We start from the raw sequence: 15,960 nt of genomic DNA, 5'->3' as shown, positions 1-15,960 counted from the left end.
CGTGTTTTCAACGGCTTAATCGCATGGCCTGCATAGACGGGTGAAGACCGGATTTTGTGCTCCACGTCGCGGCCTGGTCGCGGCTGGGAGGCTGGGTTTGGTTCGAACCTCGACAGCCCATGGCCGCAAGGCTTTGGGAGGGCAGGCTTCTAGATGTCGTCTTGCCCGGCATGTCCGAAGGGTCTTGCGCCCCCAGGATCAGGTTTAGGGCGGGACGATGGGTGCAACCCGGCGGTCCTGCCTTCGCGGATAAGGCCGCCAACCGGAAAGAGCTTGCTGTGGAACGAGCGGCAAAAAAAGAGGCGGTCGGACAGCTCAACGAGGCCTTCAAGGCCACGAGCGTTGCGATCGTCGCTCACTATTCCGGCCTCACCGTGGCCCAGATGCAGAAGCTGCGCATGCAGATGAAGCAGGCGGGTGCGTCGGTGAAGGTCTCGAAGAACCGTCTCGCCAAAATTGCTCTTGAAGGCACTGACGTCGCTGCCATCGGTTCCCTGCTGAAGGGGCCGACTGTGATCGCTACTTCAAACGATCCGGTCGCGGCGCCAAAGGTTGCCGTCGAATTCGCCAAGGCGAACGAAAAGTTCGTCATCCTTGGCGGCTCGATGGGTAAGACCGTCCTGAATGTCGACAGCGTGAAGGCGCTTGCCTCACTGCCGTCACTCGACGAACTGCGCAGCAAGATCGTGGGCCTCCTCGTAGCGCCGGCGACCAAGCTCGCTCAGCTCTCGAACGCGCCTGCGGCCAAGCTCGCACGCGTCATTCAGGCTCATGCCTCAAAGAGCGAAGCGGCCTGACCCTTCGCTAATCTCAAAACCTGGTTCGAACCAAACGTTTAAGGAAACAGATCAATGGCTGACTTGCAGAAAATCGTCGACGACCTCTCGAGCCTCACCGTGCTCGAAGCGGCCGAACTGGCCAAGCTCCTCGAGGAAAAGTGGGGCGTCTCCGCCGCTGCCGCCGTTGCGGTGGCCGGCCCGGCCGGTGGCGGTGCTGCCGCTGCTCCGGCTGAAGAGAAGACCGAGTTCACTGTCGTGCTGGCTGCTGCCGGCGACAAGAAGATCGAAGTCATCAAGGAAGTCCGCGCCATCACCGGCCTGGGCCTGAAGGAAGCCAAGGACCTCGTCGAAGGCGCTCCGAAGCCCGTCAAGGAAGGCGTCAACAAGGACGAGGCCGAGAAGGTCAAGGCCCAGCTCGAGAAGGCTGGCGCCAAGGTCGAGCTCAAGTAATGCACGATCCGGGAGCGCCGCAGGGCGCTCCCGGGCCATGCAAACGGCGTGCGGCGGCTTGTCGCGGACGCGCCGGACACAAGAAAGTGTGGGGATCCGTGGACTTAACCCTCGAATCTCCTTTATTGCCTTCCCATATCGGGTTGGCAGCAAAAAAACACGGTCGGCGGCGAGAACGGCAGGGTTCTCGGCGTAAGCCGTTGGGAGACAGTCAGATTTCGGGCTTTTTCAGTCCGTAAAGCGGAGCGTTTGGACGAGCGGGTGCAGTGATGCGCCCCGCGCGTCGTTTTGCGTTTTGGAGGAAATAGGGGCCGGGCTGGGGATTTAATTCCTGACCTTGCGCTTCGTTCCTTCGGGACGATTCGAAAATTCAACCCGGGGCCGATGGCAGTCGCTCCCGGAAGGTTCGCCCCACAAAGGCGACGAAAATGAGAGGCCACGATGGCGCAGCAGACATTCACCGGTCGCAAACGCGTACGCAAGTTTTTCGGTCACATCAAGGAAGTCGCCGAGATGCCGAACCTCATCGAGGTTCAGAAGGCGTCCTATGACCAGTTCCTGATGGTTGACGAGCCGGCCGGCGGTCGCCTCGATGAGGGCCTGCAGGCGGTGTTCCGCTCGGTGTTCCCGATCTCGGACTTCTCGGGCACCTCGATGCTCGAGTTCGTCCGCTACGAGTTCGAACAGCCGAAATATGACGTCGACGAGTGCCGCCAGCGCGGCATGACCTTCGCTGCGCCGCTCAAGGTGACGCTGCGCCTCATCGTGTTCGATATCGACGAGGAAACCGGCGCCAAGTCGGTCAAGGACATCAAGGAGCAGGACGTCTACATGGGCGATATCCCGCTCATGACGATGAACGGCACCTTCGTGGTCAACGGCACCGAGCGCGTGATCGTCTCGCAGATGCACCGTTCGCCCGGCGTGTTCTTCGACCACGACAAGGGCAAGACCCATTCGTCCGGCAAACTGTTGTTTGCCGCGCGCGTGATTCCCTATCGCGGTTCCTGGCTCGACATCGAGTTCGACGCCAAGGACATCGTGTTCGCGCGCATCGACCGCCGCCGCAAGCTGCCCGTGACCTCGCTGATGTATGCGCTCGGTCTCGACGGCGAGCAGATCCTGTCGACCTTCTACAAGAAGATCACCTACAAGCGGACCAAGGAAGGCTGGCGCGTGCCGTTCGACGCCAACCGCTTCCGCGGTTACAGCACGATCAACGACCTGATCGACGCCGACACCGGCAAGGTGGTGCTCGAGGCCGGCAAGAAGCTGACCGTGCGCAGCGCGCGCCAGATGCAGGAAAAGGGCCTCAAGGCGCTGCGGATGTCCGACGCGGAACTGGTCGGCAACTATCTCGCCGAGGATCTCGTCAACCCGAAGACCGGTGAAATCTACGCCGAAGCCGGCGAGGAGATCACCGAGAAGTCGCTCAAGGTGCTCAACGAGCAAGGCTACAAGGACCTGCCGCTGCTCGACATCGACCACGTCAATGTTGGTGCCTATATCCGCAACACGCTGTCGGCCGACAAGAACCTGACGCGTGAGGACGCGCTGTTCGACATCTACCGCGTGATGCGTCCGGGCGAGCCGCCGACGCTGGATTCGGCGCAATCCATGTTCCAGTCGCTGTTCTTCGACAGTGAGCGTTATGACCTGTCCGCGGTCGGCCGCGTCAAGATGAACATGCGCCTCGAGCTCGATGCGCCCGACACCCATCGCACGCTGCGCAAGGAAGACATCCTGGCTGTCATCAAGACGCTGGTCGATCTGCGTGACGGCAAGGGCGAGATCGACGACATCGACCACCTCGGCAACCGCCGGGTGCGCTCGGTCGGCGAGCTCATGGAGAACCAGTACCGGATCGGCCTGCTCCGCATGGAGCGCGCGATCAAGGAGCGCATGTCGAGCGTCGATATCGACACCGTGATGCCGCAGGACCTGATCAACGCCAAGCCGGCGGCTGCCGCGGTGCGTGAGTTCTTCGGCTCCTCGCAGCTGTCGCAGTTCATGGACCAGACCAACCCGCTGTCGGAAATCACCCACAAGCGGCGCCTGTCGGCGCTTGGCCCGGGCGGTCTGACCCGCGAGCGTGCCGGCTTCGAAGTCCGCGACGTGCATCCGACCCATTACGGCCGTATCTGCCCGATCGAGACGCCGGAAGGTCCGAACATCGGCCTGATCAACTCGCTGGCGACGTTCGCGCGCGTCAACAAGTACGGCTTCGTCGAGACGCCGTACCGCAAGATTAAGGACGGCCGGGTCACCGACGAGGTGGTCTATCTGTCGGCGATGGAAGAGGGCCGCTACCGCGTCGCGCAGGCCAACGTGCCGCTCGATGCCAAGGGCCGCTTCACCGACGATCTGGTGGTCTGCCGTCATGCCGGCGAAGTGCTGCCGGTGACGCCGGACAAGGTCGACTACATGGACGTGTCGCCGAAGCAGCTGGTTTCGGTCGCCGCGGCGCTGATCCCGTTCCTCGAGAACGACGACGCCAACCGCGCGCTGATGGGCTCGAACATGCAGCGCCAGGCGGTGCCGCTGGTTCGCGCCGAGGCGCCGTTCGTCGGCACCGGCATGGAAGGCGTGGTCGCCCGTGACTCGGGCGCGGCGATTGCCGCGCGCCGCTCGGGCGTGATCGACCAGATCGACGCCACCCGCGTCGTGATCCGCGCCACCGAGGATCTCGATCCGACCAAGTCGGGCGTCGATATCTACCGGCTGATGAAGTACCAGCGCTCCAACCAGTCGACCTGCATCAACCAGCGTCCGCTGGTGAAGGTCGGCGACATCGTCAAGAAGGGCGACATCATCGCTGACGGTCCGTCGACCGATCTCGGCGAGCTCGCGCTCGGCCGCAACGTGCTGGTCGCGTTCATGCCGTGGAACGGCTACAACTTCGAAGACTCGATCCTGCTCTCCGAGCGGATCGTGAAGGACGACGTCTTCACCTCGATTCATATCGAAGAATTCGAGGTGATGGCACGCGACACCAAGCTCGGCCCTGAGGAAATCACCCGCGACATTCCGAACGTCTCGGAGGAAGCGCTGAAGAACCTCGACGAAGCCGGTATCGTCTACATCGGTGCGGAAGTCCGCGCCGGTGACATCCTGGTCGGCAAGATCACGCCGAAGGGCGAGAGCCCGATGACGCCCGAAGAGAAGCTCTTGCGCGCCATCTTCGGCGAGAAGGCCTCCGACGTCCGCGATACCTCGCTGCGCGTGCCTCCGGGCGTGCAGGGCACCATCGTGGAAGTCCGCGTGTTCAACCGCCACGGCGTCGACAAGGACGAGCGTGCGCTGGCGATCGAGCGGGAAGAGATCGAGCGTCTTGCCAAGGACCGCGACGACGAGCAGGCGATCCTGGACCGCAACGTCTACAACCGCCTCGCCGAGCTGCTGGAGAACCGCCAGGGCATCGCCGGCCCGAAGGGCTTCAAGAAGGATACCAAGATCACCCGTGCGGTGCTCGACGAGTATCCGAAGTCGCAGTGGTGGCTGTTCGCCTCGCCGAACGACAAGCTGATGGCCGAGATCGAGGCCATGCGGAAGCAGTACGACGAGTCGAAGAAGGGCCTCGAGCAGCGCTTCCTCGACAAGGTCGAGAAGCTGCAGCGTGGCGACGAGCTGCCGCCCGGCGTGATGAAGATGGTCAAGGTCTTCGTCGCGGTGAAGCGCAAGATCCAGCCCGGCGACAAGATGGCCGGCCGTCACGGCAACAAGGGCGTGGTGTCGAAGATCGTGCCGATCGAGGACATGCCGTTCCTCGAGGACGGTACGCATGCCGACATCGTGCTCAATCCGCTCGGCGTGCCTTCGCGCATGAACGTCGGTCAGATTCTTGAGACCCATCTCGGTTGGGCCTGCGCCGGCCTCGGCAAGCGCATCGGCCAGACCATCGACGCCTACTATCAGAAGCAGGATCTCAAGCCGCTGCGCGAGACCTTGAAGAAGATCTATGGCGAGGATGAAACCATCAAGTCGCTGAACGACAACGAGCTGGTCGAGCTCGGCCGCAATCTGAGCCACGGCGTGCCGATCGCAACGCCGGTGTTCGACGGCGCCAAGGAGGCCGACATCGAGGAGATGCTGAAGCTTGCCGGCTTCGACGCCTCCGGCCAGTCGACCGTCTATGACGGCCGCACCGGCGATCAGTTCGATCGCAAGGTGACGATGGGCTACATCTACATGCTCAAGCTGCACCATCTCGTGGACGACAAGATCCACGCGCGTTCGATCGGTCCGTACTCGCTCGTCACCCAGCAGCCGCTGGGCGGCAAGGCGCAGTTCGGCGGCCAGCGCTTCGGCGAAATGGAGGTCTGGGCGCTGGAAGCCTACGGCGCCGCCTACACGCTGCAGGAGATGCTGACCGTGAAGTCGGACGACGTCGCCGGCCGTACCAAGGTGTACGAGGCGATCGTGCGCGGCGACGACACCTTCGAGGCCGGTATTCCGGAATCGTTCAACGTGCTGGTCAAGGAAATGCGCTCGCTCGGCCTCAACGTCGACCTGCACAATTCCAAGGTGGGACCGGGAACGACGTCGGAAGCGGCCGAGTAACGCAGTGATCATGCCCGGCGCAAAACGCGCCGGGCCTTCGCACTCCGCTCGGACGTTGGACGGGGCGCGCGCTGAATAAAAGTTTCGAATTTGCTGCCGGTGACGATCGGCACGCGAGGAGAAGACCATGAATCAAGAGATTATGAATCTTTTCAATCCGACGACGCCGGCTCAGGTCTTCGACCAGATCCGGATTTCGATCGCGTCTCCGGAGAAGATTCTGTCCTGGTCGTACGGCGAGATCAAGAAGCCGGAGACCATCAACTACCGCACCTTCAAGCCGGAGCGTGACGGCCTGTTCTGCGCGCGCATCTTCGGGCCGATCAAGGACTACGAGTGCCTGTGCGGCAAGTACAAGCGGATGAAGTACAAGGGCATCATCTGCGAGAAGTGCTCGGTTGAGGTGACGCTGTCGCGCGTCCGCCGCGAGCGCATGGGCCATATCGAGCTGGCGGCGCCGGTCGCCCACATCTGGTTCCTGAAGTCGCTGCCGTCGCGCATTGGCCTCTTGCTCGACATGACGCTGAAGGATCTCGAGCGGATCCTCTACTTCGAATATTACGTCGTTCTCGAGCCGGGTCTCACCGCGCTGAAGGACCGTCAGCTGCTGTCGGAAGACGAGTATCTGAAGGCGCAGGACGAGTACGGCCAGGACAGCTTCACCGCCATGATCGGCGCCGAGGCGATCCGCGAGCTGCTCAAGGGTCTCGAGCTCGAGAAGCTCGAGGCGACGTTGCGCGCCGACATGGCGGAGACCGACTCCGACATCAAGCACAAGAAGCTCGCCAAGCGTCTGAAGATCGTCGAGGCCTTCCGCGTCTCCGGCAACAAGCCGGAATGGATGATCATGACGGTCGTGCCGGTGATTCCGCCGGACCTGCGTCCGCTGGTGCCGCTCGACGGCGGCCGGTTCGCGACTTCCGACCTCAACGACCTGTATCGCCGCGTCATCAACCGCAACAACCGCTTGAAGCGGCTGATGGAGCTGCGTGCGCCCGATATCATCATCCGCAACGAAAAGCGCATGCTGCAGGAGGCCGTCGACGCGCTGTTCGACAACGGCCGACGCGGCCGCGTCATCACGGGCGCCAACAAGCGCCCGCTGAAGTCGCTCGCCGACATGCTGAAGGGCAAGCAGGGCCGGTTCCGCCAGAACCTGCTCGGCAAGCGCGTCGACTATTCGGGCCGTTCGGTGATCGTGGTCGGTCCCGAGCTGCGCCTGCACCAGTGCGGCCTGCCGAAGAAGATGGCGCTCGAGCTGTTCAAGCCGTTCATCTATTCGCGGCTCGACGCCAAGGGCCTGTCCACCACGGTGAAGCAGGCCAAGAAGCTGGTCGAGAAGGAGCGTCCGGAGGTCTGGGATATCCTCGATGAGGTGATCCGCGAGCATCCGGTGCTGCTCAACCGCGCGCCGACGCTGCATCGCCTGGGCATCCAGGCGTTCGAGCCGGTGCTGATCGAAGGCAAGGCGATCCAGCTGCACCCGCTGGTCTGCGCCGCCTTCAACGCCGACTTCGACGGCGACCAGATGGCCGTGCACGTTCCGCTGTCGCTCGAAGCGCAGCTGGAAGCGCGCGTCCTGATGATGTCGACCAACAACATCCTGCATCCGGCGAACGGCCAGCCGATCATCGTGCCGTCGCAGGACATCGTGCTCGGCCTCTACTACGTCTCGATCATGCGCGAAGGCCTGCCCGGCGAGGGCAAGATCTTCGGCGACATGGCCGAGCTCGAGCACGCCCTGCATTCGAAGGTCATCCACCTCCACACCAAGATCAAGTACCGGTGGGAAGGCCTCGACGAGGAAGGCAAGCTGTCCAAGCGCTGGATCGAGACCACCGCCGGCCGCGTCATGCTCGGCAATCTGCTGCCGAAGAGCACCAAGATCTCGTACGACATCATCAACAAGCTGATGACCAAGCGCGAGATCTCCGGCGTGATCGACCAGGTCTACCGTCACTGCGGTCAGAAGGAGACCGTGATCTTCTGCGACCGGATCATGGCGCTCGGCTTCTACAACGCCTTCAAGGCGGGCATCTCGTTCGGCAAGGACGACATGGTCGTGCCGGCGTCGAAGTGGAAGATCGTGGACCAGACCCGTACGCTGGCGAAGGATTTCGAGCAGCAGTACAATGACGGCCTGATCACCCATGGCGAGAAGTACAACAAGGTCGTCGACGCCTGGTCGAAGGCCGGTGAAGAAGTCGCCAAGGCGATGATGAAGGAGATCTCCTCCACCAAGAAGACGGCGGCGGGGGCGGATGCCGACATCAACTCGATCTACATGATGGCGCACTCCGGTGCGCGTGGTTCGCCGGCGCAGATGCGCCAGCTCGCCGGCATGCGCGGCCTGATGGCCAAGCCGTCGGGCGAGATCATCGAGACGCCGATCATTTCCAACTTCAAGGAAGGTCTGTCGGTGCTCGAGTACTTCAACTCGACCCACGGCGCCCGCAAGGGTCTCGCGGACACCGCGTTGAAGACCGCGAACTCGGGCTATTTGACCCGCCGTCTGGTCGACGTCGCGCAGGACTGCATCATCACGCAGACCGATTGCGGCACCAAGCTCGGCATCAAGATGCGCGCCATCGTCGATGCCGGCACCGTGGTCGCCTCGCTCGGCTCGCGCATCCTGGGCCGCACGGCCTGCGATGACGTGCGCGATCCCGCCACCAACGAGATTGTCATCAAGCGTGACACGTTGATGGAGGAGACCCATGTCGACGCGATCCAGCAGGCCGGCATCCAGGAAGTGAAGATCCGCTCGGCGCTGACCTGCGAGCTGATCAACGGCATCTGCGCCAAGTGCTACGGCCGCGATCTGGCCCGCGGCACCCCGGTCAACCACGGTGAGGCCGTCGGCGTCATCGCGGCGCAGTCGATCGGTGAGCCCGGTACGCAGCTGACGATGCGCACGTTCCACATCGGCGGCGCGGCGCAGCTCAACGAGCAGTCGTTCGTCGAATCGAACTTTGACGGCAAGATCGTGATCCGGAACAAGGCCATCGCCCGCAATAGCGAAGGCAATCTGGTCGCGATGGTGCGCAACATGGTCATTGCGATCGTCGATGCCGACGGCACCGAGCGTGCAACCCACCGTATTCAGTACGGTTCGAAGATGCACGTCGACGAAGGCGACACGGTCAAGCGCGGCCAGCGCATCGCCGAGTGGGACCCCTATACCCGCCCGGTGCTGAGCGAAGTCGAGGGTACGATCGGTTTCGAGGATCTGGTCGAAGGCCAGTCGATCTCGGAAACGCTCGACGAGTCCACCGGTATCGCCAAGCGCGTGGTCATCGACTGGCGCACGACGCGCGGCGGTTCGGACCTGCGCCCGGCCATCGTGGTCAAGGGCAAGGACGGCAAGGTGCTGAAGCTCGCGCGTGGCGGCGATGCCCGCTACATGCTGTCGGTCGACGCCATTCTGTCGGTCGACATCGGCGCGAAGATCATGCCCGGCGACATCCTGGCGCGTATCTCGACCGAGAGCGCCAAGACGCGTGACATCACCGGCGGTCTGCCGCGGGTGGCGGAACTGTTCGAGGCTCGCAAGCCGAAGGACGCGGCGATCATCGCGGAAACGGCGGGAACGATCCGCTTTGGCCGCGACTACAAGAACAAGCGCCGCATCTCGATCGAGCCGATGGACAAGACCGAGGAGCCGCGCGAGTACCTGATCCCGAAGGGCAAGCACATCCACCTTCAGGACGGCGACATCGTCGAAAAGGGCGATTTCATCGTCGAAGGCAATCCGGCGCCGCACGACATCCTGGCGATCAAGGGCATCGAGGAACTCGCTGCCTATCTGGTCAACGAAATCCAGGAGGTCTACCGGTTGCAGGGCGTGCTCATCAACGACAAGCACATCGAGGTGATTGTCCGTCAGATGCTGCAGAAGGTCGAAGTCACCGACCAGGGCGACACCGACATGATCTCGGGCGAGCAGGTCGACAAGATCGAGTTCGACGCGCTCAACACCAAGGCCAAGGAGGAGGGCAAGAAGCCCGCCACGGGTACGCCGGTTCTGCTCGGCATCACCAAGGCGAGCTTGCAGACCCGCTCGTTCTTCTCGGCGGCGTCGTTCCAGGAGACCACGCGCGTGCTCACCGAAGCTGCCGTCAACGGCAAGGTGGACCCGCTCGAAGGCCTCAAGGAGAACGTCATTGTCGGCCGCCTGATCCCGGCCGGCACCGGCGCCTCGATGGCGCGGATCCGCGAAGTCGCGGTCAAGCGCGACAAGCTGATCCTCGACGAGCGCGAGAAGCAGCAGGCGGCGATCGTGCCGACGGCTCCGGAAGCGGAGCCGCTGGCGCTGCCGCCCGCGGAATAGGCATCCGCAAGACTACGGTAATGGCGAGAAGGCCGGCGTTTTGCCGGCCTTTTTGCTGCTTTCTTTCCCTGCTGCGGTGCAGGGACGCAGTTTGTTCATCTTTCCTTCAGGCAAAAAAGTGCTTTTGCTAAGGTGACTTAGACACCGGCTGTTTGGCTCGTGCCGGAGACGACGGAATCCATATGCTCGACTTGGCTATCGTAGGCGGCGGCCCCGGGGGGCTGATGAGCGCCTGGTATCTGAAACGCAAACTCGGCGATCTCTGCCGCGTCACCATCTTCGAGGCGTCGAACCGACTCGGCGGCAAGATCGTCACGCGCAAATTCGACACCGCGCCTGCGATGTACGAGGCCGGCGTTGCCGAGATCTACGATTACTCGATGACGGGACCCGACCCGCTGCGCGAGTTGATCCAGCATTTCGGCCTGCAGACGATCCCGATGGATGCCGAGCAGGTCCAGCTCGACGGCGAACTGCTCGCCGACGTGCCGGGCATGCGCCGCAAATACGGCGCGAAGACCGCGGCCGCGATCGAGGCGTTCCGCAAGCGCTGCAGCGACATGGTGTCGCCGCACGAATATTACGAGGGGATCGGCGCCCACGACAACGAGCACCCCTGGGCCTACAAGACCGCCGAGCAGATCCTCGACGAGGAGGTCGACGACGCGACCGCCAGGCGCTTCTTCAAGGTGATGGCGCGCTCCGACATCGCGACCGAGAGCCACAACACCAACGGCCTCAACGCGCTGAAGAACTACGTGATGGACGTCGACGGCTATATCGGCCTGTATTCGATCCAGAACGGCAACGAGCAGCTGATCGATTGCCTGCGCTCGGAGGTCAACGCCGACATCCAGCTCAACCATCGCGTTCTCAAGGTCGGCAAGACCGCAAGCGGCCGCTACCAGCTCAACATGATGAACGGCAAGGGGCCGGAGACGCGCGACTTCGACCTCGTGCTGGTCTGCCTGCCGCACTCCTGGCTCGCGACCATGCGCTGGGACGGCGAGCAGCTGCGCAAGTCGATGGTCAAGCACGTCGCCTATTTCGACCGGCCCGCGCACTATCTGCGCGTCTCGATCCTGTTCGACGAGCCGTTCTGGGGCGAGAAGGTCCCGGGCGCCTGGTTCATGTCGGAAGCGTTCGGCGGCTGCTGCGTCTACAATGAGGGCGCGCGCCACGACGTCGGCAAGCACGGCGTGCTGAACTGGCTGATCGCGGGCTCCGACGCGCTCGCCTTCGCCAATCTCAGCGACCAGGAACTGTTCGATGCCGCGCTGAAGTCGCTGCCGGCCTCGCTCGGCGATGCCCGCGCGCATTTCCTCGAAGGCAAGATCCATCGCTGGCTGTCGTCGGTCAACGCGCTGCCGGGCGGCCTGCCGGTGCGCGACGTCATGACCAACCACCGTCCCGAGCCGAAGGAGCATCCCGGCATCGTGGTGGTCGGCGACTATCTGTTCGATTCGACGCTGAACGGGCTGCTCGATTCCTCCGATGCGGCGACCGACATCGTCGTCACCGAGATGATGCGATTGCGGCGCGCCCGCGCGCAGGAAAGCGCCGAGGTCTCCGACAAGATCGACCGCGGCTATTTCGGCAATTATCGCGGCGCCGGCCCCTACAGCGAAGCCTGGCGCAACTTCACCGACCCGGCCTATCTGACCGACCTGATCAAGACGGTGTGGGGCAGGGCGAAGGGCTACAAGCTCCTGATCGCCGGCTCCGCCAGCGGCGAGCTGGTCGGCGCGCTGCGCGAGCGCGGCATCGATGCCTGGGGCATCGAGAACAACCGCTACATCCACGGCAAGACGCAAAAGGCGCTGAAGAAGTACAACAAGCTCGGCTCGATCGCCGACCTGCCGTTCAAGGCCAATGAGTTCGACTTCGTGTTCGAGACCTCGCTGTGCCATCTCGGCGAGAAGCAGGTGGTGCGCGCGGTGCGCGAGCTCAACCGCGTGGTCAAGACCGGCCTCGTGTTCGCGTCGGTGACCTCGGACATGGCGCCGGCGGTGATCGATCGCTACGACCTGCTGCGCGGGGTGAAGAAGCTCGGCACCTGGTGGGAGTGGTCTGAATTGTTCTTCGGCAACGGCTTCGACCTGTCGATGCACCGCCGCGATTGCACCGACCAGCTGTGGGCGCTGACGCTGGGCGCCAACAAGGGGCCGGGGCAGTGGTACGCCGACTCCGACAGCCTGCGCTATTCGTTCTTCGACAAGGTCGAGGCCGACCTCGACGACTAGCGGCAGCGACGAGCGGGCATTCGGCGCAAGGCGGCCACCTTGCGTCAGACAACTGTCAAACGGCGGCATGGCTCCGATCCCGAATCGACGGGCGGTGCGAACACGCAGCGATCGTTGCAAACGCTTTGCCGAATGCATCCTGATCGCTTAGGATCGCCGCCGCAGCGTCGCCGCTGCGGTTTCGATTTTGCGGTCATGCCGGCCGTGGAGCATCGGTTGGTTTCATGGCGCCTAAACCTCCTGCATCAGACGATCCAAGTCGGGCCGATGCCGGCGATCCCGAGCTGAAGAAGAAGCCCGTCATCGTGACCGGTCTGCCTGCGGCGGCGGCTTCCGCGAAAGCGGCCGCGGCGCCGGATGATGATGACGAGGAGGATGAGGACGACGAGCTTGAGCTCGATGACGATGATGATGACGAGGACCTCGTCGTCTTCACCGCCAAGGAAGCCGCCGGCGCGCTTTCTACGATCTTCGGCTTCGTCAGGCCGATCCTGGCGGACTACAAGAAGCCTTTCGCCTTCGTCGCCATCGGCGTGCTGGTCGAGACGTTGTTCAACGTCATCATGCCGCTCAGCCTCAAATTCCTGATCGACGACGCCCTCGGCGAGGAGGATTTCGGAGCCCTCTACAAGATTCTCGGCGTGCTCGCGGTGGCCGGCATCGTCACCTCGATCATCGCGGTCTGGTACGAGCGCTGGGATGCGCGGCTTGCCGCCGGCATCATTGCCGATGTGCGGACCCGTATCTTCGACCACGTCCAGAACCTGCCGTCGGCCTATTTCGCACGCACCAAGCGCGGCGAGATCCTGTCGCGCTTCTCGATTGATCTGTCGGCCTTCGAGGGCTCGATCAAGACCTTCGCCAACAGCGCGGCGCTGCCGGGCTTTGAGCTGGTCGCCGGCATCATCCTGATGCTGTTCCTGAACTGGCAGCTCGCCGCGGTCGCCTTGCTGGTGTTTCCGATCACGCTGATCGGGCCGCGCATCCTGACGCCGAAGGCGGTGCAGGCCAATTACGAGCAGAAGCAGAACGAGGCGGCGCTGCTCGGAATGGTGCAGGAGAACGTCGCCGCCCAGGCGGTGGTCAAAGCGTTCAACCTGCAGCGCCGGGCGCTCGGCTGGTTCACGATGCGCAACCGCGACGTCCGCGCCAAGGCCGCCTCGGCGATGTTCCTGTCGACCATGGTGGAGCGCACCGTCACCATCTCGGTGCTGCTGCTTCACCTCGTGGTGCTGGCGATCGGCGCCTATCTCGCGACCAAGGGGCAGATCACGGTAGGCACCTTCGTGACCTTCGAGAGCGCGTTCTGGGAGGTGTCGTACAACATCGCCCATCTGATGCACTTCATTCCGGTATCGATCTCGTCGGCGGCGGCGGTGCGGCACATCCAGGAACTGCTCGACGAGCCGACCCGCGGCGCCGATCGTCCCGGCGCGCCGGATCTGCCGCGGATCACCAACGACATCTCATTCGACCGCGTCACCTTCCAGTATGAGGGGGCGCAGACGCCGGTGCTCGACAATCTCAGCCTCAAGCTCAATGCCGGCAAGAGCATAGCGATCGTGGGTCCCAGCGGCTCCGGCAAGAGCACGCTGATTAACCTGATCCTGCGGCTCTACGTGCCGGACGAGGGCCGTGTCGCGATCGACGGCGTCGACATCCGCCGGGTGACGCGCGAATCGCTGCGGGCGAGCATGGCGGTCGTGTTCCAGGAGAACATGCTGTTCAACATGTCGATCCGCGAGAACATCCGGCTCGGCAAGGAAGGCGCGACCGATGCCGAGGTCGAGGACGCCGCCAGGAAGGCCGAGATCCATCGCTACATCATGGGCCTGCCGCAGCGCTACGACACGCCGGTCGGCGAGCGCGGCGATACCTTGTCGGGCGGCCAGCGCCAGCGCATCGCGATCGCGCGCGCGATCATCCGCAACCCGTCCGTGTTGCTGCTCGACGAGGCGACCTCGGCGCTCGACCAGACCACGGAAGCGGCGATCAACCGCACGCTGCTCAAGGTCGCCGAGGGCCGCACCATGATCTGGTCGACCCACCGCCTGACGTCGGTGGTCGAGATGGACGAGATCATCGTGATATCAAGCGGCAGGGCGATCGAGCGCGGCTCGCACGAGGAGCTGCTGGCCAGGAACGGCGTCTACCGCAAGCTGTGGGACGACCAGGGACATCACGGCACAGACGACGAGGATGACGACGACGCGGACGACGATGACGATGACGACGAGGAGGATGAGGGCGAAGACGAGGAGGCGTGACGCCCACGCCGCCTTGCCGCTGATGTCCGGGCGCGCTCTTCAGCCGATCCGGCCCTTACGCCCTGTCGGCTGCGTGCGGACGCTGCCGGAAGCGATTGGCCGGCCGGGCTGCTGACGATGCCGCCAGTGGGCCGTGCAGCCGGCGCAGCCAGCTCCGGCCGATATAGCCGAAGAAGCGCGCCCAGCGCTGGGCTTGCCAGTAGGGCCCGGTACCGATCGAGACCTCGCGGAAGCTGAATGCCTTGCCGTTCGACCAAGCGTCGCATTCCGTCTTGACCGGATCGTCGTAGAACGTGGTGATCTTATCCTCGCCCATGCCGTCGGTCGCAAGCCAGGCCGGGATATGGACGTTGCAGAGCTGGGCCACGTCAGTGAACACCTTGTCGGTCCCGGTGCCGGTGACCGGGCAGGTGCTGGCGAAGGCATCGCCGACCAGCACGACGCCGGCCTGCCGATAGCCGGTGCTGACATAGACATCGGCGGGCCTGATCTTGACGTCGCCGACGACGTCGAACTCGCCCGTGAGCCGGCGCAACCGCGGCAGCGCGGCGTTCAGCGTCTCGACCGGATTGCGCCGCATCGCGCGCAGCCAGGGATCGTCGGCCTGACGGTAGGTGAAGAGGTTGGCGCGCATCCGGTTCACGACCGGAAACAGCGTGATGTAGGGGATGCGGTCGCTCGGCCGCTCCGAGAAATAGGTCATCGCCGCGAACGGGAACGCGGGGCGGCCGACGGGGACGAAATCGAAGCCGAGCGAGATCGAGTGGCTGTGGCTCGTGACCAGCCGCTCGATGCCGAGGGTCCGGCGCAGCCCGACGTTGAGGCCGTTGGCGAGCACCACGAGCCGCGCCGAGATCTCCTCGCCACCGGAGAGCACGACCTTCTGCCGCTCGGAGCTGGTCGCGACATTGGCGACCTTGTCGCTGATGAATTCCGCCGGCCCCGCGATTTCGTTCCGGATCGCCGCGATCAGCGCGTCGTACATGATGCCGTATTGCCGGCTCGGCTGCCGGTCGAGCAGATAGCCGAATCGCGCGATCCAGTTCTCGCCGTCCAGCGTCGCCGAACGGAGGACGGATTCGGCAAGGCCGGTCCTGGCGAATCGCTCGAGCTGGAGGTCGCCGGCGATCTTTTCGACGCGGAAATCGAACGGGTAGACCTGATGTGGGTCGATCAGGATGCTCGGTATCCCGGCACGGCCGAGCATGGCGGCCGCGATCGAGCCCGCAAGGCCGCCGCCGATGATCGCGATGTCGGTGTACCGCATGAGTGAGTTCCGTGGCCGTAGACCCCGATTTTTGCGCCGCGAATGGCAAATAAAGGCTTAGTTT

The 15,960-nt window shown here is 63.8% G+C and carries 7 protein-coding genes; 6 read left to right on the top strand and 1 reads right to left on the bottom strand.

Features of this window, described 5'->3' with window-relative positions; all coding sequences use genetic code 11:
* Window positions 1-278 precede the first annotated feature (278 nt).
* The 6 genes from rplJ (at window position 279) to G6P99_RS28050 (ending at window position 14,629) form a co-directional block, all read left to right on the top strand.
* Window positions 279-797 carry a 50S ribosomal protein L10 gene (gene rplJ, locus G6P99_RS28075; RefSeq protein ID WP_029081780.1) on the top strand — a complete coding sequence of 173 codons (519 nt, stop codon included), beginning with the start codon at window positions 279-281 and terminating at the stop codon, window positions 795-797.
* A 54-nt stretch (window positions 798-851) separates the two neighbouring features.
* On the top strand, window positions 852-1,229 hold the full coding sequence (gene rplL / locus G6P99_RS28070; RefSeq protein WP_029081779.1) for a 50S ribosomal protein L7/L12: 378 nt from the start codon (window positions 852-854) through the stop codon (window positions 1,227-1,229).
* A gap of 441 nt (window positions 1,230-1,670) precedes the next feature.
* Window positions 1,671-5,789, top strand: coding sequence for a DNA-directed RNA polymerase subunit beta (gene rpoB, locus G6P99_RS28065; protein WP_029081778.1), 4,119 nt, complete (start codon window positions 1,671-1,673; stop codon window positions 5,787-5,789).
* A gap of 127 nt (window positions 5,790-5,916) precedes the next feature.
* Entirely contained in the window at window positions 5,917-10,119 is a 4,203-nt protein-coding gene (rpoC, locus tag G6P99_RS28060) for a DNA-directed RNA polymerase subunit beta' (RefSeq protein WP_165124129.1), read from the top strand.
* A gap of 182 nt (window positions 10,120-10,301) precedes the next feature.
* Window positions 10,302-12,362, top strand: a complete 2,061-nt coding sequence (locus tag G6P99_RS28055; protein WP_165124126.1) for an FAD-dependent oxidoreductase — start codon at window positions 10,302-10,304, stop codon at window positions 12,360-12,362.
* Window positions 12,363-12,586: 224 nt separating this feature from the next.
* Entirely contained in the window at window positions 12,587-14,629 is a 2,043-nt protein-coding gene (locus tag G6P99_RS28050) for an ABC transporter ATP-binding protein (RefSeq protein WP_029081775.1), read from the top strand.
* 55 nt (window positions 14,630-14,684) lie between these two features.
* Here the strand turns inward: G6P99_RS28050 and G6P99_RS28045 are convergent, their stop codons facing one another.
* The gene (locus tag G6P99_RS28045; protein ID WP_035977020.1) at window positions 14,685-15,896 is read right to left on the bottom strand and encodes an FAD-dependent oxidoreductase; all 1,212 of its coding nucleotides are present in this window, start codon (window positions 15,894-15,896) and stop codon (window positions 14,685-14,687) included.
* Window positions 15,897-15,960 lie beyond the last annotated feature (64 nt).

The sequence above is a fragment of the Bradyrhizobium sp. 6(2017) genome (assembly GCF_011058295.2).
In the GTDB taxonomy this organism is placed as follows: Bacteria; Pseudomonadota; Alphaproteobacteria; order Rhizobiales; family Xanthobacteraceae; genus Bradyrhizobium; species Bradyrhizobium septentrionale.
Note: the sequence above shows the minus strand (reverse complement) of the source record. Positions and strands in the feature narration are given on the sequence as shown.